This is a genomic window from Methylovorus mays (assembly GCF_020531915.1).
Taxonomy (GTDB): Bacteria; Pseudomonadota; Gammaproteobacteria; order Burkholderiales; family Methylophilaceae; genus Methylovorus; species Methylovorus mays.
Window position 1 is genome coordinate 331,577 of record NZ_JAJAVG010000004.1, and the last position, 17,552, is coordinate 349,128.

12 protein-coding genes and 2 tRNA genes are annotated in these 17,552 nt (G+C 55.3%); 4 read left to right on the top strand and 10 right to left on the bottom strand.

Annotated elements, in window-relative coordinates:
- Positions 1 to 9: 9 nt before the first annotated feature.
- The 8 genes from LG203_RS03955 to smc all read right to left on the bottom strand — a co-directional run bounded on the left by LG203_RS03955 (position 10) and on the right by smc (position 11,107).
- Complete coding sequence (locus LG203_RS03955; protein ID WP_230344583.1) at positions 10 to 513, bottom strand: HvfX family Cu-binding RiPP maturation protein; 504 nt, start codon at positions 511 to 513, stop codon at positions 10 to 12.
- Between the two features lie 59 nt (positions 514 to 572).
- Complete coding sequence (locus LG203_RS03960) at positions 573 to 1,184, bottom strand: protein-methionine-sulfoxide reductase heme-binding subunit MsrQ (protein ID WP_230344584.1); 612 nt, start codon at positions 1,182 to 1,184, stop codon at positions 573 to 575.
- Between the two features lie 2 nt (positions 1,185 to 1,186).
- A complete protein-coding gene (msrP, locus tag LG203_RS03965) occupies positions 1,187 to 2,158 on the bottom strand; it encodes a protein-methionine-sulfoxide reductase catalytic subunit MsrP (protein ID WP_407665364.1) in 972 nt (323 codons plus the stop codon).
- Positions 2,159 to 2,289: 131 nt separating this feature from the next.
- Positions 2,290 to 3,207: a tetratricopeptide repeat protein gene (locus LG203_RS03970; RefSeq protein WP_230344586.1), complete on the bottom strand. Its 918-nt coding sequence runs from the start codon at positions 3,205 to 3,207 to the stop codon at positions 2,290 to 2,292.
- Positions 3,208 to 3,209: 2 nt separating this feature from the next.
- The gene (gene cysQ, locus LG203_RS03975) at positions 3,210 to 4,034 is read right to left on the bottom strand and encodes a 3'(2'),5'-bisphosphate nucleotidase CysQ (RefSeq protein ID WP_230344587.1); all 825 of its coding nucleotides are present in this window, start codon (positions 4,032 to 4,034) and stop codon (positions 3,210 to 3,212) included.
- Positions 4,024 to 6,123, bottom strand: coding sequence for an NAD-dependent DNA ligase LigA (ligA, locus tag LG203_RS03980; protein WP_230344588.1), 2,100 nt, complete (start codon positions 6,121 to 6,123; stop codon positions 4,024 to 4,026). Before ligA ends, cysQ begins: the two co-directional genes overlap by 11 nt.
- A gap of 24 nt (positions 6,124 to 6,147) precedes the next feature.
- The gene (locus LG203_RS03985) at positions 6,148 to 7,539 is read right to left on the bottom strand and encodes a cell division protein ZipA C-terminal FtsZ-binding domain-containing protein (RefSeq protein WP_230344589.1); all 1,392 of its coding nucleotides are present in this window, start codon (positions 7,537 to 7,539) and stop codon (positions 6,148 to 6,150) included.
- Between the two features lie 52 nt (positions 7,540 to 7,591).
- Positions 7,592 to 11,107, bottom strand: a complete 3,516-nt coding sequence (gene smc / locus LG203_RS03990; RefSeq protein ID WP_230344590.1) for a chromosome segregation protein SMC — start codon at positions 11,105 to 11,107, stop codon at positions 7,592 to 7,594.
- Positions 11,108 to 11,222: 115 nt separating this feature from the next.
- Here smc and queF point away from each other — a divergent pair, with 115 nt between their 5' ends.
- On the top strand, positions 11,223 to 11,642 hold the full coding sequence (queF, locus tag LG203_RS03995) for a preQ(1) synthase (protein WP_230344591.1): 420 nt from the start codon (positions 11,223 to 11,225) through the stop codon (positions 11,640 to 11,642).
- Between the two features lie 97 nt (positions 11,643 to 11,739).
- Here the strand turns inward: queF and LG203_RS04000 are convergent, their stop codons facing one another.
- Entirely contained in the window at positions 11,740 to 12,195 is a 456-nt protein-coding gene (locus tag LG203_RS04000; protein ID WP_230344592.1) for a PA2169 family four-helix-bundle protein, read from the bottom strand.
- A gap of 548 nt (positions 12,196 to 12,743) precedes the next feature.
- On the opposite strand from LG203_RS04000, the gene LG203_RS04005 reads away from it, so the two are divergent.
- From LG203_RS04005 to LG203_RS04015, 3 genes are all read left to right on the top strand, one after another.
- Positions 12,744 to 12,819 (top strand) — tRNA-Ala (locus tag LG203_RS04005).
- 90 nt (positions 12,820 to 12,909) lie between these two features.
- Positions 12,910 to 12,985 (top strand) — tRNA-Glu (locus LG203_RS04010).
- A gap of 248 nt (positions 12,986 to 13,233) precedes the next feature.
- Positions 13,234 to 14,157, top strand: coding sequence for a choice-of-anchor A family protein (locus LG203_RS04015; RefSeq protein ID WP_230344593.1), 924 nt, complete (start codon positions 13,234 to 13,236; stop codon positions 14,155 to 14,157).
- A gap of 91 nt (positions 14,158 to 14,248) precedes the next feature.
- Here the strand turns inward: LG203_RS04015 and LG203_RS14405 are convergent, their stop codons facing one another.
- Entirely contained in the window at positions 14,249 to 17,392 is a 3,144-nt protein-coding gene (locus tag LG203_RS14405) for a methyl-accepting chemotaxis protein (RefSeq protein WP_328486463.1), read from the bottom strand.
- Between the last annotated feature and the right edge of the window lie 160 nt (positions 17,393 to 17,552).

Genomic DNA, 17,552 nt, shown 5'->3' on the forward strand with positions numbered 1-17,552 from the left:
AACATTCGCTTATTTAAACAAGCGGCGCTGTAGCAGGTGATCCAGACTGAGAGTGCCTGCCCCGCGAAATAGCAGTGGCAGAAACATGACGATATACAGCAGCGGCAGCTTGTAATTGCCCAGGCCATCACCGTTTTCATCAATGATGCGGTAGCCCGTGAGCAACTCACGGAGGCTATGCCATTCGGCTGGCCAATGCACGGCGGCAATGGCGACGATGGTCAGGATGATGAGGGAGAGACTGATAAAGCGAGTGGCCAGCCCCAGCACCAGTAGCGCGGCCCCACCCAGCTCAAACCAGGTGGCCATCTGCCAGCTGACTTCTGGCGGTAACAGGCTGAATGGAAAAGGAAAGCTCACGTCAGCAAACCAGTTGCTGCCCATGAGCTTTTCATAACCGGCTTCGCCGAATTCCCACGCCAGGATCAGGCGCAGCACCAATGGTGGCAAGGCATCGCCTATCCGGTTGCTGATATGTTTAAAGGATTGATAAACGCGTAAAGAAGTCGACATTGGGTTCCCCTTGTAAATGATGAGTGTTACAAGGCTTAGTCGAGCTGGTGCGTCTATCCTTACACCATCTGCCCTTTTCTTTTGCGCAGGCTGAACACCAGACGTATTGCCAGCAACGCCGCCAGCACCAAGGCATACAGCATGGGCTCGGTGATGTCTTTTTTCACCAGCCACCAGAAATGCAGCACCGCAAAGATGGCGACCAGATACACCAGGCGGTGCAAGGTTTTCCAGCGCTGGCGCAGGCGCTTGATCATGGCATTGCTCGATGTCAGCGCCAGCGGCACGCTGAGTACAAACGCCACGAAGCCTACCAGCACATACGGGTGCTTGATGATGTCTTTGCCAATCTCCGGCCAATCAAACCAGTGATCCAGCCAGACATAAGTGGTGATGTGCAGGCAGGCGTAAAAAAACATGAAAAGCCCGGCCATGCGCCGCAATTGCACGGGCCACGCCGTGCCCGTCAGCAGCCGTAATGGCGTGAAGGACAAGGTGACCAGCAGCATGACCAAAGCCCAGGTCCCCGTAGACCGCTCGATGAACTCGATGGGGTTGGCGCCAAGATCATCGTGCATGCCCAGCCACAGCAGGCGGGCCAGCGGAATGAGCGCGAGCAGGAACAGGCCGGCCTTGATCAGGCCCAGCTGTTGTCGATTGGGTGGGAGCATGGCTAGAAGTTCTTGCGCAAATCCATGCCGCTATACAGATGCGCCACCTGCTCGGCGTAGCCATTGAACATCTGCGTCTTGATGCGTGGCGAGAATACACTGCCACCGATGCGGCGCTCTGAAGCCTGCGTCCAGCGCGGATGGTCCACGGTCGGGTTCACATTGGCATAAAAGCCATATTCGCGGGGCCCGGCTTTTACCCAGGTGGTTTGCGGCATGGTCTCGCGAAAGCGGATTTTGACGATGGCCTTGGCGCCTTTGAAGCCATATTTCCATGGCACTACCAGCCTGATGGGGGCGCCATTCTGATTAGGCAGCACCTCGCCATAGAGACCGACCGCCAGAATGGTCAGGGGATTCATGGCTTCATCCATGCGCAGGCCTTCGGTATATGGCCAATCCAGGATAGGCATGCGGGCGCCAGGCATCCTGAGCGAATCTTCCAGCGTGACAAATTCCACGAACTTGGCATTGGCGGTGGGCTCGGCCCATTTGATCAGTTGCGCGAGAGGCAATCCTATCCAGGGGATCACCATGGACCAGCCCTCAACGCAGCGCATGCGGTAGATGCGCTCTTCCAGTGGGGCAATTTTCAGGAGGTCTTCGAGATTCACCGTGCGCGGATTTTTCACTTCGCCTTCAATGGCAACGCTCCATGGCGTGGGCTTGAACAGCTTGGAATGCTCCTCAGGATCGCTCTTGCTGGTGCCAAACTCGTAATAGTTGTTGTAGGTGGTGACGTCGTCATACGGGGTGAGCTTTTCATCCGCCCCATAGGCGGTTTTGGCATAACCCGTAATTTTTTTACGCTGCTCGGCGGCAGCCCAGGCATGTTGTGGAAGCAGGCCGTAACCTGCAGCTGCCGTTGCCAGCAGACCAAAGCCGGCGGCCTTGATGAATTGCCGCCTGTCCTGATACACGCTTTGCGGGGTGATTTCAGAAGGGGTGATATCGGATTTTTTGCCTATCAGCATCATGATGCTCCTGCGTAAACCTGCCTGTGAGTCGGAATATCGACCAGCATGCCTGCACCAGGCAGCCGGACTTATCCCTTAGTCGTACAGAATGCGAAGGCCTTACATTTTCATCAGGCCCACGTGAACATTTACGGCCGTGGCAAGCTTTGCTGGCTACGGGCAATCTCATCCCCCAGGCGCTCGGCACCAATGTCTTGTGTAATGTGCTGGGCATCAGCCAGCAGCTGACGGGCTTCTTCCGGATGCTTGCTGGCCACCTTGGCCTGTGCCAGGTAGTAATAGCCTTTGGCTTCCCAGTAGGCGCCGCCCTGATCCTTGGCGATCTTGATGACTTTCTGAATGTATTTTTCAGCGTTGGGGTAATCCTGTGCCGCGGTATAAATGCGGCCGAGCTCAAGGTTGGCATCGCAGAACTGGTCCAGGTCCCCTGCCCGCTCCTGCATCAGCACGGCCTTGAGCTGGTATTCCACGGCCTGGTCGTGTTGCTGCAGGCTACTGTAGGTCGAGGCTATGCGGGCAAAGCCATCGGCACGCTCATTGTCATTCGCCGCCAGGCCGCTGCCTTGCAGATAGTGCTGCAGGCCGCCCTTGAGGTCTCCGGAGGCCACCAGGGTATCGCCAATCAGGTTGAGATCAATACGCTGGAAGTTGGCATCGTTGGCGGTCTTGGCGAGGGCCAGACTCTGCTGGTAAGCCGCCAGTGCTTCGGGATAGTGCTGGGCGCTCTTTTGCACATTGCCGATCAGGGTGAGCGCGATGATGTGTTCCATGGGGGTGGTCGACAGTTTTTCAGCGGCCATCAGGGCATTGATGGCCTGGTCAAACTGGCCGGTGCCGCCGTGTGCACGGCCCTTGCACAGCAAGGCCTGGCGGTTGGATTTATCCTGTTTCAACACCTGCTCGGCAAAGGCCAAGGCCTTGGAAGCATCGCCTTCGCCTATGGCGCGGTTACAGGCGGCAATTTTCTCCGCCAGATTTTCGTCTCCGGCCTGGGCCAGCGTACTGGCGGCCACCATCACTGCAAACAAAAAGACTCTTAAACGCATCGTTATTCCAGATAAAGTTGCCAGGCATGCGGCGTGGCGCCACATGCGAAAAATTCAGGATTCAGCAGGCTTTCCTTGCGGTTATAGATCAGTCTGTTGCCTGCCATATCCACCAGATGTCCGCCCGCTTGCTCCAGCACGCACTGGCCGGCCGCGGTATCCCATTCCGAGGTCAGGCCCAGCCGGGGATAAACATCCGCCCGCCCTTCTGCCACCAGGCAGATTTTAAGGGAGCTGCCGATAGAGATTAGCTGCGGAGGTGAATAGTTCCGGCTGAGCTGTTCCATAAAATGTTGCATACGGACCTGGCTGTGCGAACGACTGCCGGCGATGGTGATATGGGGTAATGCCAGCGCACGCGCATGAATCTGTCGTGGCTCGCCATCGTTTGTCTGGCGAAAGGCACCCGCGCCCTGCGCCGCATGGTAAAGATCGCCCGTCACCGGCGCGTAAACAACGCCCAAGACCGGAATGCCCTCATGAATCAGCGCAATGTTGACGGTGAACTCGCCATTGCGCTTGATGAATTCGCGCGTGCCGTCGAGCGGGTCAACCAGCCAGTAATGCTGCCATTGCTGCCTGACGAAGTAAGGTGCCAGCACTGATTCTTCCGATAGCACGGGGAGTTGCCAGGGCAAGGCATTCAGGCCTTTTTCGATGACCTCATGGGCGGCCAGGTCGGCAGCGGTCACGGGCGATGCATCGGACTTGCGGGTGACAGCAAATTCGCCCTGATACACCTCCATGATCGCCTTGCCAGCCTCTCTTGCGATGCGGATGACGTCTGGAAGGAGCGCCTGCAAGGCGATGGGCGTTTCAGTCGTCATGGCTGGACTGATCGTCCTCCAGCAGTGTCAGCAGGCCGCTTTCGTCAATCACGGCAACGCCCAGCTCTTGTGCCTTGGTCAGCTTGCTGCCAGCTTCCTCACCGGCCACGACAAAATCGGTTTTCTTGGAAACACTCCCTGCCACCTTGCCACCCGCGGCCTCAATCAAGGCCTTGGCCTGATCGCGCGACATGGTAGGTAGCGTGCCGGTGAGCACCAGGGTTTTGCCAGTGAGCACGCCTTGCTGCGTGCCGGCGCCGTCGGATTCTGTCCAATGCAACCCGACGTCCTGCAGGTCCTGTATGACTTGCTGGTTATGCGGTTCGGAGAGGAACTGGCGTATGGATTCCGCGACGATGGGGCCGACATCCGGTACCTGTTGCAACTGTTCAATGTCTGCCGCCAGCAAGGCTTGCAGACTGCCAAAATAGCGTGCCAGGTCTTTGGCCGTGGCTTCGCCCACATTGCGTATGCCAAGGGCGTAAATAAACCGCGCCAGCGTGGTGGCTTTGCTGGCTTGCAAGGCGTCGAGTATGTTTTGGGCAGACTTTTCGGCCATGCGATCCAGCGACGACAGCGTAGCGAGATCCAGGCGGTAGATATCGGCCAGCGTATGAATATGCGCACCATCCACCAGTTGATCAACCAGCTTTTCGCCCAGGCCTTCGATATCAATGGCGCGGCGCGAGGCAAAATGCAGCACAGCCTGCTTGCGTTGCGCAGAGCAAAACAGACCGCCGGTGCAGCGCGCCACGGCTTCATCTTCTTGCCGGATGACATGCGAGCCGCACACCGGGCATTGATAGTTAATGGCTTCCAGCAAATGGTAGGCAACCGTGTTGGCTGGGCGCTTGTCCAGTACCACGGCCACGACTTCCGGAATCACATCCCCTGCCCTGCGCACGCTGACGGTATCGCCCACGCGCACATCCTTGCGATCGATTTCATCCTGATTATGCAAGGTGGCATTAGTGACGGTGACGCCGCCGACAAAGACCGGTTTCAAGCGCGCGACTGGCGTGATGGCGCCTGTACGGCCTACCTGTACATCAATGGCCTGCACTTCAGTCAGCGCCTCTTGTGCCGGGAATTTGTGCGCCACTGCCCAGCGCGGGGCGCGCGAGACAAAGCCCAGCTCGTTTTGCTGGGCAATGCTGTTGACCTTGTAGACCACGCCATCAATATCAAACGGCAGATTGGGACGGGCCGCGCCTATGCGCGCGTAATAGCTCAGCAACCCTTCCAGGCCTTGCACCGTATCGCGCTGGTCGCTCACAGGCAGGCGTAGCGATGCCAGATAATCCATGGCGGCTGCATGCGTGCTGAGCTGAGGCACGCCTTCGGCGATGCCCAGGCCATAGGCAAAAAACATCAAGGGACGCGTCGCGGTAATGGCGGGATCAAGCTGGCGCAAGCTGCCTGCCGCGGCATTGCGCGGGTTGGCAAACAGCTTTTCACCACGCCCGGCCTGCTGGCGGTTCAGTTTGTCGAAATCCCGTTTCAGCATGAGCACTTCGCCGCGCACTTCAATCAGCGCGGGGGGATGTTCCACTGGCAGACGCATGGGAATGGCACGTATGGTACGCAGGTTGGAACTGACATCTTCGCCGGTGTAGCCATCGCCACGGGTTGCACCTTGCACAAACAGGCCATTTTCATAGGTCAGCGTGATGGCCAGGCCGTCAAACTTGGGCTCAACTGCGTATTCCACCTGGGCAATGCCCAGGGCATCACGGATACGCTTGTCAAAGGCGGTCAGCTCGCTTTCTTCAAAGGCATTGTTGAGCGACAGCATGGCCTGCCGGTGCTGCACGCTGGCAAAAGCCTTGAGCGGTGATGCGCCTACACGTTGCGTGGGAGAATCCGGCGTGAGCAACTCAGGGTGAGCGTGCTCCAGCGCCTGCAACTCGCGAAACAGCCTGTCGTATTCGCTGTCCGGAACGCTGGGGTCATCCAGCACATAGTATTGATAGTTGTAGAGATTGATCTGCTCGCGCAGCTGGCGGATCTGGACCTCTGGCGTGGCAGAGGTCACGGTGGCTGGTGCATTGTCAAACAATGCTCCCTGGCTGGGGTCTGGCTTCGTCATAGGCAGGGGGCAATAAATGCAAACTCAGGAGAATAAACGGGCGGCCGTCTGGCCACCGGGCATGATGCCGCGGGTGATCATCTGCGCATGCAGCATTTTCAGCTGCTGGCGAATGCGGTCTATCTGCGTATCTGTGAGCTGACGGTAGTTGTCATCCACCAGATTGGCACTCAGGCTGTTGGACATCTGACGTGCGGCCAGGACCATCTGGTTGAATACCTCGGTGCAGTTTTTCACATGGGGGATATCCAGCTGGAACACCACGCCCTTGATCACGACGGTGCGCAGCATGTCGGCGTTGAAGGGGTTGCTATCCTGATTGATCAGCGAAAATGAAGTATGGCCCTGCTCATCGCGATAATGGAAAGCGCCATCGTTGCCAAGCACCAGGCCACTGGCCTCGGCCAGGCCACGGAATTTGGTGCCAGTGAACGGGCCATTACTGCCTTGCACGATATGCAGGCTGACCAGCTTGTCGACTTCGATACAAAACGCATCCAGCGCCTGGGCGTATACCAGCGGATCAGGTGCGCCCTGCCATTCCACTTGTGCGCCAAGATTAAGGGCAATATCTTCCGCTGCATTCTGAAAACGGATCAGCATCTCACGCGAGACCGAACCCGAACGGTCTGCCAGCTGCAGGCTGCATACACAGCGGGTAAACTCGCCCCGCTCCTGCTCGCGTGTCAGCAAATGCCACTCGCGGAAGGCATCAAGACCAAAGGCATACACCGGCTTGTCAATCTCGGAGAAGTTCAGGAACTGCTGGCGCAAAGCGGCGCCGCTATAGGGGCGCGGCAGGTAAAGAATCGCGCTAAGGTCGATTTGCGCATCCACATCAGCAGGCAGTGCGATGGATTCTGGCGCATCAGCAGGTTGCGATGCTTCAGCAACAGGTTCATCCCAAGGCGCCGTTGTCGAACCCAGTTTGACGGCGGGCTCTGCTGCCAACGCAGGTTCAATGGATTCTTCGGCGGGTAAATCACTTAAACTGGTTGCGGTATATGCGGGTGGTGCTTCTTCTTCTTCGGCATAGTCTTCTGTGCTATCTGTATTGACGGACAACTCTTTGACGGAAGTCTCGCTGAATGCAGATTCAGCCCTAACTTCAGGCTCTTCGACGCTGAGACTTGGCTCAGCAACAAAGGAAGGCGCCATTTGTGGCGCAGACTCGTCATCCTGTATGCGCACGCGAACCACGAATTCTTCTTCCTCAGGCTCTTCGCGTTTGTCACCCCGCAATACGGTGTGGGGATCGATGCGAAAGTCTTCGTCCATCAGCACATCGGTTTCAGGCTCGACAAAACGGCTTTCGGTTTCTTTGTGCAGCTTACGTTCTTGCCACCAGTTAAAAAGCACGACTGCGATGATGATCAGTGCGCCCAGGGCAATCAATGCTAGCTGTAAATCGGTCATGTGTTAATGCACTCTATTGGTGTTTACTTGTAAATAAAGCGGAATCGTTGATTTAGGCGGCCGACTCGTGCATCTGCAGCGCCATTTGCATGTCAACTTCCACCACGCGAGAAACCCCCGACTCCTGCATAGTGACCCCTATCATTTGCTGGGCCATCTCCATTGTTATTTTATTATGACTTACAAACAGGAATTGCGTGCGCTCCGACATTTTTTTTACCATCGCGCAAAAACGTTCGGTATTGCTGTCATCCAGCGGCGCATCTACCTCGTCCATCAAGCAGAATGGCGCCGGGTTAAGCCGGAACAAGGCAAATACCAGCGCCAGTGCTGTCAGCGCCTTTTCGCCACCCGATAGCAAGTGAATGGTGCTGTTTTTCTTGCCAGGTGGCTGCGCAAACACCTGCATGCCGGTATCCAGTATCTCATCGCCTAGCAGTTCAAGACGCGCCTGCCCGCCGCCAAACAGTGAAGCAAACAGCTCGCCAAAGTGACGGTTGGCTTCGTCAAAGGTCTGCTGCAGGCGGCTGCGGGTTTCGCGATCAATGCGTCGTATGGCATCTTCCAGCGTCTGTATGGCCTGGTCCAGGTCGGTCGCCTGGCTATCCAGGTACTGTTTACGTTCTTTTTCGCTTTCCAGCTCTTGCACAGCGGCAAGGTTGACCGGGCCTAATGCCTCTATTTCTTCATTCAGCGTGCCCAGTTTGCGCTCAAGATCGCTTACCTTGATCTGTGCGGGCAGGTTTTCGCCGAGCACGGCTTCATCCAGACCTGTGGCCTCCAGCCCTTGCTGGCACTGCTCAAATTGCAATCTGGCCTGTTGCTCCGCCAGGCGTGCCTGCTCCAGCTTGTCGCGCATAGGGTGCATCGATTGCTCAATCTGCATCCGTTGCTGCTCCTGCACCTGGAGGCCCTGCTCGGCGACGGTCATAGCATCCCGCGCCGCGGCCAACTCGGCTTCGCGCACCTGCTTGGCATTGACGGCCTGCTCAAGATTGGACTTCAAGGTGTCCATCTTGGCTGCAGCCAGCATGGCGTCTGTTTCCTGCTGGCGCACCACCAGAGCATCCATCTCTTCTGAAGTGGATTGAAGTCTATTATTTAAATCGTTGATATTATTGGTAATTAATTTGTTATTGAACACCTGCTCTTGCGCCTCACGCTCGGCTTTTTGCAGATTAGCGCGTGCCTGCGCCAACGCGTTTTCTGCGGTAAAGCGTTGCTGCTGTGTACGTTGGCGCTCTTCCTGAAGTTGCGTCACGGAAGCTTGCAAGGCTTTGATCGCATCCTGCTTTTGCTGCAACTGGGCTTGCAACTCGGCACGCCGCTCACGTAGCGTTGCCAGCTCATTAGCCAGTTGCTTGCCACGCTCCAGCGCATGCTGCCTTTGTTGCTGCAAGCGCTGAATTTCAAGTTGTCGCTGGTGATGCTGCTGGGTTTGCACGCGCAAGGCCTGTTGCTGTTGCTGGCTATCTTGGCGCAGGGTTTGCAAAGTGGACTCATGTGCCAGCAATGCCGCTTTGGCTTCGCTTACCTTGGCTGCCTGCTGTGGCAGCGCGCTGTTCAGGGCATCCAGCTCGCGCTGACGTTCCAGCACGCCGTTCAATTCGGATTTGGCCGCATGCAGGCTGACGCTATGACGCGTATAGATATCGCCGTGGCGGTTGATCAGCATTTCACCGGAACTCAATTCCGCTTGCATTTGCTCGGCCTGGTCGTCGTCTTCCGCGATATAAATCTGACTTAACCAGTCGGCGAGAACGCCGGCGGCACCGATATGTTTCAGATCGATACGGTCCAGCAGTCGTGGCCATGCGCGTTGCGTAGCCCCGGCGAGTGCCGTTGCTTCCGGCACCATCGCGCCCAGGGTTACCGCGGCTGGTGGCCTGGACGAGCGCGCCTGAGATATGCCGTTCTGCATCAGCGTATTCAACCTGGCCCCTAGCGCTGCTTCCACGGCGACTTCCCAGCCGTCGGCAATCTTGAGCTGTTGCCACAGACGTTCGCTTGATGCGATACCGCTATTTTTCAGCCACGACTCCAGCTGACTCTCGCGCCCCAGCGATTGCTGGATTTTGCTCAGCGAATTGATCTGGGCTTCTGTTTGCGTAAAAAGTCGCTCGCTTGCCAATAAAGTTTCGCGAGCCAGTCGCAGCGCATCTTGTTGCTCCTGTTCGCGCTGGCGCAGTTGCGCGATGCCCTGCTCAAGGGTGGTGATCGCCTGCTGCTCTGCGGCATGCTCGGCCTGCAGTTGGGAAAGTACGTTTTCATCGGGCACACTCAGCTGCTGACGATCCGTCTCCAGCTTGCGCTCGCGCTGGGTCAACTCGGCGAGGCTGCGCTCCATATGCTCAATGCTGGTGGTTTCAAGCCGGATGGATTGTTCGGCGTCGTTGAGGCTGCGTTGCGCCGCCGAGTGCGTATGCAAGGCCGCCTGAAATGCGCGCTCGATGTCAGGCATGGCCGCTTTTTGTGTTGCGAGCGCTGCGCTCGCCTCTGTTTCACCGGTAGAGGCCGTCAGCTGTTGCGCCTGCAGGGCGGCAAGCTGCTCCTTGAATGCTGCTTGCTGGCTTTCCAGCCGGGTGCGCTGGGCATCAATCTGCTGCAATTGTTGCTGCAGTCGGTCACGGGCTTCCTGCGTGTGTTTGACCTGTTGCTCCAGCCTGGCCAGCTCTGCATTGCTTTCGTAATACAAGGTCTGCACTTGCTGGGTGATGATGTTGGTTTCCTGATAGCGCTGGCGCAAGGTTTCGACCTCGCTTTCGCTATGGCGTAATGCCGCCATTTGCGCTTCCAGATCGTTGGCTACCCTTTCCACCTGGCGCTGGGTTTTCTCCCAGCCATTGCCCGCGTCACGTTTCTTGAGCAACCACAGCTGGCCCTGGCTTAGCTTGAGGGTTTTTTGCAGCTCATGGTATTGGAGGGTGACGACCGCTTGTGATTCGAGGCGGGTAATCTGCTTGACCATTTCCTGGCGGATGTCATCCACCCGCAGCAGATTTTCGCGCGTATCGCGCAGGCGCAACTCGGTCTCGCGGCGACGCTCTTTGTATTTGGATATGCCGGCAGCCTCTTCCAGAAACACGCGCATTTCTTCAGGCTTGGCTTCAATAATCCGGGAGATGGTGTTCTGACCAATAATCGCGTATGCCCGACCGCCCAGGCCTGTCCCCAGGAAAAGGTCGGCGACATCGCGACGCCTGACCGCACTGTTATTGATGTAGTAACTGGAACCTTTGTCGCGCTCGATCACGCGCTTGACGGAGATTTCGGCATACTGCGCCCACTCGCCGCCAGCGCCACCCAGACTGTTGTCGAAGATCAACTCTACGCTGGCACGCGAGATAGGCTTGCGGTTGGCCGAGCCATTGAAAATCACGGCATCCATGGAGTCGCCTCGCATTTCCTTGGCACTCGATTCGCCGAGTACCCAGCGTATGGATTCCATGACATTGGATTTTCCGCAGCCATTCGGGCCAACGACCCCTACCCGCTGACCATGGATATGCAAGGTAGTGGGATCAACGAAGGATTTGAATCCGGCTAATTTAAGGTGAGTGAGGCGCACTTTATAATGTGTTTTATCGTGAGGGCGAGCTTGTATAATAAGTGATTGTGCGATGTGAACCGAACACTCACGGGCGAGTCCACATCCAATCCATTCAATTTATACGGTAGCCCTTATGTCTAGTCAACCCACGAAAGCGCTTGAAACCTTTGAAAACCCGCAGCCAGGCCGTGATTTTCACATTCACATGGAAATTCCCGAGTTTACCTGCCTATGCCCCAAAACCGGCCAGCCGGATTTTGCCGTGCTTTATCTGGATTACATCCCCGATCAAAAGTGCGTGGAACTAAAAAGTCTCAAGCTTTACATGTGGTCTTTCCGCGATGAGGGCTGCTTCCATGAAGCGGTGACCAACCGCATTCTGGATGATCTGGTCGCTGCCACAGACCCCAAATTCATGCGCCTGACCGCCAAGTTTTATGTACGCGGCGGCATTTTCACCAATGTAGTGGCTGAGCATCGTCAACCGGGCTGGCAACCTTTGCCGCGGGTTGAACTGAGCCAGTTTGACGCGCAGTCGAATATTCGCGGTTAATAATACATATCCAGCATCAACATAATAAAGGCACGCCAAGCGTGCCTTTATTATTTATGCATGGGGATAAAGTCCCCTGCGTTAATACAGGCTGTGGCTAGCCAACCTCTGCCCGGGCAGCATCGCGCAGCTGTTTCACACGATCATGGTTGCGCTGCACGCCTTCAAGCTGACGTTGCACCACATTGCGGACGGTGGATGGCAACTCTTTCTCGATGGCTTTTTTGTATTTGGCCAGTGCGACATCTTCACCACGTTCGGTCTCGTTCAGCACAGCCACCGTATCATTACTGGTCAGTGCTGTTTTGAAATCCAGCCAGCGCCTGTGCAGTGCACCGGACACGCTGGACTCAGTCTCGGGTTGGCCGCCAAGGGTGCGAACCAGATCCTGAAGCTCATGAACCGAGGTTGCGACCTGTTGCGAGCGATCAAGAAAATATTCCTTGAGAGGGGTTACTTCTACATTCTCGGCAGCCTGACGAAAACCTTCTTCGCCGTCTTTGGAGATTTCGATGAGATCATTCAGTGTGGAAATCACTTCTTTATTATCCATAGCGTAACTCCTTGTTTTTAATTAATGGATGAACGCTCAGTTTCCCCGCCTCCATCTGGATCGGCTATAAGATAAACCAGCAAAACCATGTAAGAATTACCTTAGTGACGCGCATCTTTAATACTTGTCGAGTCTCACCGCCTGCAGGCTACGTGCCATTCTTGCTTTGCCTGGCTGAATCTCCTTGGCGAAGAGCAATTCAAATAAACCCTCAACTACTTATGCAAGCGCACTCAGGCTTTACACTTTGCCATACGCCGGACTATGGTGAGGAGCAGTGCAAAAACTGCAAACTTCAATCCCTTAGGCCCGAGCATTCTTGTCGGGCTTTTTTTTCGTTGATGCCCGCTGATTTGCGCAGTTGGAAACATGGTTGGAATCGGAAAAATTGAGATAAATCCCAGTGCGGCCGGTATTCATGTTTTTCATCATTGGCTTAGCTTTTGTTTTGCTTGATCAGCATCTCGGTATACCGAAGTTTTTTAGGTCATTTCGCTAAAAGTCGTTGACAGGCGCGGCTTCGGTCATTAATATGGCGCAACTTTTTCGGGGGTATAGCTCAGCTGGGAGAGCGCTTGCATGGCATGCAAGAGGTCAGCGGTTCGATCCCGCTTACCTCCACCAGTCTTCATTGACCGGGTTACGAAAAGTAAAAAAATGCTTAATTTAGAAGTTTGAATTAATGCAAAAGTAGTGTAGAATACTGCCTCTCTTGTCCCCATCGTCTAGAGGCCTAGGACACCTCCCTTTCACGGAGGCGACCGGGGTTCGAATCCCCGTGGGGACGCCAATAAAGCGTCCACTGGTTAGCTGAATAAGTTGGCCGGTAGATTCAAAAAAGACAGAGCCTCAAGTTGAAAAGCTTGGGGCTTTTTCTTTGACGCTGAATGGGGCTCGCGACTTGATACATTCGCACTCATTTCATCTTTAAATCCATTCAAAAAGTGCTTACCTGTACTTCGGTACAATATTCGCCATTTTTCTCGGCAAGTAAACTGCACGCACAATACAATACTTAAATAATAACGGGGAAATATCATGTTTACGAAAACAAAGTCTGCCGCTCTGGCACTCGCATTCATGACGCTGACTGCATCCGCTCATGCAGCAGTTGATTTGGGGGTTGCGGGAAAATTCAACGCATTCGTATTTTCCAATTTCAACAGCCAGTACAGTGACACTGAAGGCGCTGTTGCAGTGGGCGGAAACACAACCGTCACCGGTTACAGTGTTAACGCCAACAACAAGCCATATAACGGCTATGCCTTGGTGGTTGGTGGCAACCTCGACTACACCAATGGCTCCATTAATAATGGCAATGCCTATGTGGCTGGCACCAGCACAACCTCCAGCCTGGGTGGCGGGGCAACAATCAGTGGCGGTACGGCTCCTTTTTCATTCTCGGATGAAAAGACCGAGTTGATTGCCTTGTCAGCCTCCCTTTCTCAGTTGAGCGCCAATGGCACGGCAACTTATCAATATGGCGGCGTCACCTTTACTGGTGATGGCACCAGCGCTGTGCAAGTATTTAATGTGAGCGGTGCCGATCTGTATTCCGTGAACTATTCCAATTTTGCCCAGCTCTCATCCAACCAGACCATTATCGTCAATGTCAGCGGTGACGTGGCTGGTTTTCAGGGCGGCACACCCAATGGCTTCAGCAACTACAATGTGTTGTTCAACTTTTATGAAGCCACGACATTGAATTTCAACAATGTCGGCGTATATGGCTCCATCCTGGCGCCATATGCAACGGTGCAAGGTGGTGGTGGCCAGATTAACGGCAACGTGATCGTAAATGCCTGGAATTCCAATATTCAGATCAACGCCAACCATTATTTCACGGGTGCTGATATCACCATTCCAGTGTCGGCCGTTCCCGAGCCACAAAGTTACATGATGCTGTTTGCAGGTCTCGGCCTCATTGGTTTCATGGCGACAAGACGTCGTTACTACGTTTAACTGGTTGGTACAGCAAAAAGCCCCGCACTTGCGGGGCTTTTTGTTTTCCGGACATCGTATCAATATCCTTTTTTCTAACGCCAATGCATCTTTAGAACGTCTGCCAATCATCGCCATCCGTATTGGTGGCAGCCAGTACCGGTTTGCGGTTTACCAATGCTCGCACTGGTTGCGCGCGCGCCATATTCGACTTGCTCACGACGGCCAGACGAACTGCACTGCCAGATGCTGATGGATCCAGCTTGAATACGCTGACAGCAGACTTCAGCTCGTCCGCCTGCATCATGAGTGACTCAGCAGCAGCCGCAGCCTCTTCAACCAAGGCTGCGTTTTGCTGGGTGACTTCGTCCATTTGCGTCACCGCTTTGTTGACTTGGGCGATGCCCTCGCTCTGCTCTGAAGACGCCGCGGCAATTTCGCTCATGATATCGCTGACCCGCTTTACCGAGCTGACCAGCTCGCTCATGGTGGTACCAGCATGCTCCACCAGCTGGGTGCCGGCCATGGTTTTGTCCACCGAATCCGTAATCAGCTCCTTGATTTCCTTGGCCGCTGATGCAGAGCGCTGTGCCAACGTACGGACTTCGCCAGCAACCACGGCAAAGCCTCTGCCCTGCTCGCCTGCACGTGCTGCTTCCACAGCGGCATTGAGTGCAAGGATGTTGGTCTGGAATGCAATGCCATCAATCACGGTAATGATCGCCTCAATCTTATGTGCGCTTTCATTGATCGATGCCATGGTCTTGACGACATCGGCTACCACCGCGCCACCTTTGACCGCGACGCCGGACGCGGCCGTTGCCAATGTATTGGCATGCATGGCGTTATCGGCGTTCTGCTTCACGGTAGACGCCAGCTGCTCCATACTGGATGCAGTTTCCTCCAGAGAGGCAGCCTGCTCTTCGGTGCGTTGGGACAAGTCGACGTTACCCTGGGCAATTTCCTGCGCAGCGGTATTGATGGCTTCGGTGGCCTCTTTTACCGTAATGATCGGCGTCACTATCATTTCCAGTGTGGCATTCACGCCCTGCACAATTTTACGGAAATCCCCGGAGTGCTGATTGGCATCCGCCCGCACGGTCACCTGGCCCTGGCGCGCCGCATCCGCCAGCATGTCGGCATCCTTGACCAGGTTGTTAATAGCGAGGACGCAGGTATTGATGTTCTCCTTCAGTACAGCAAAATCGCCGGCGTATGGCTCAATAATCACTGGAGGAATGTTTCCTTGCGCAATACGGGCCACATAATCCGCGGCGACATTCAAAGGGCCAATCACGTTATCCAGTGTGACATTGATGCCTTCGATGACCTTGCGGTAATCGCCTTGGTGCTGGCTGGCATCGGCGCGGGCTGAAAGTTTGCCATCAGCAGCAGCGTTTGCCAGCATGCTGGCATCTCGCACCAGTCCCTTCACGGCATCAATACAGTCATTCAAGTTGTTTTTAATGATATTGAAATCGCCTTCATAGGCATCGGTAATCTTGGGGGGGAACTGCCCTTTTGCCAGATGATCGACATACGTCGCAGCGACATTGAGGGGCGTAATCACCGCATCCAGTGTGGCATTGAAGCCCTCTACCACACGACGGAATTCCCCTTGGTAACGCTCAAGGTCGCCGCGAACCGACAGTTGCCCGGCGACGGCCGCACGTTCCAGATGGCCAGCTTCGCTCACCAGATTCTGGATGGCCTCGATACAGGTATTGAGGTTGTGCTTGATCTTGTTGAAATCTCCGTTGTAACTGTCTGTGATAAGCGGCGGGATATCCCCATGCGAAATGCGGTCCACATAATTGGCGGCCACATTCAAAGGGATAATCACGGCATCCAGCGTCGCATTGACGCCTTCCACCACCTTGCGGAAATCCCCTTGATGCTGCTGACCATCCGCGCGGGTTGCCAGCTCTCCTGCGATGGCTGCCTGCGACAGCATGGTAGTGTCACTGATCAATCGCTTGATGGAATCGGACATCCCTTGCATGGCGGTCATCAGCTGACCAGTCTCATCACGGGTTTTTACCGACATTACGGCTGAGGTGTCACCTTGGGATAACTTGCGTGCAACATCTGCAGCCTGGCGGATGGGCCGGGAGATGGTGCCCGCCGCGAACCACAGGAAAAGAATACCAGCCAATGCCACACCCACGCCGGCCGCCACCTGGAGTATCGTGCTATGGGTCGCGCGCGAGGAAAGCTCCTGATCAAGCGCATGCGCCTTGGCCATGACCACTGCCGTCGGCACCTTTATCATCACTGCCCACGGTTTACCGGTGCGTCCCAGGTTAATGGGGGCGAATGCCAGCATCTGGCCGGTCTTGTCGTTGACGCTGACATTGGCTGCGCCAGACTGGATATTCGATAACTGCTCCGCGGCACCATCGCCTACTAGCGTGTTGAACGCCTGGCCGATCATACCGGGGTTTTCGCTATCGCCGACGATCAGGCCCATGTTGCTGATAATCGCGATCTCGCCCTTGCCTTCAAACAACTGTTTGTCAGCCTCTTCAGCCAGTTTCTGCACAAATGCCAGGTTGTAATCGGTACCGGCAACCCCGTAAAACTTGCCGCGCAGGCTGATGGGCACAGAAAGCGTGGTCAGCCATACCTGCTTGCCCTGCACGATGTAAGGGAAAGGATCGAGCACGCTTTCAGTGCCTGTGTCATGCGGGCCGATATACCAGCCACCTTTCATGACGCCATTCGGATGCTTGTCCAGCGTGTCGTATTCCACCAGTGGCTGCACGGCGATATTGCCTTTGGCATCACGATTCCAATATGGCGTAAAGCGACCGGTGATCGCATTGTTGCCATTTTTTCCGGTGCGGTGCTGGGCATCCTGCCCGTCCAGGGCATCGGGCTCCCAGCAGGAGTAGGTGCCGTTAAAGTCAGGGTTGTTTTTCAACACACTCAGCAGGATGGCATTGATTTGATCGCGGCCCAGCGGCAGGTTTTCGGCCGTGTCTTTGGATAGCACAAAGGTATGCGCCATAGTGCGTGCCGCATCCAGGGCCACATCAAATTTGGCCTGGATTTTGCCGGCTTCGGCTCCCGCCAGGTTTTTCAGGCTTTCCCGGGTATTCTGGTCAACCAGACCCGACACTTGCTCTGACACGACTTGCTGATTGTTTTTTGAAGAAATGAAGCCGAAGGTCACCAGGATGGCGGCACTTGCCAGCAATGAAATACCAGCAACAACGGCTATTTTTGTTTGTATGGATTTGAAATTTAACAGCATGTGAGCTCTCCCCTCGACCGGTGTCCGGACGGACGCCTTTTGGGGATAGCGAAAGACCCATGCCATATCACGATAAAAATTAATTACATAACAAGATCAATGGCTTGCGATTCACCTCATATCCAATCCTGCCATGTGGCACCACATGATATCTGTACCG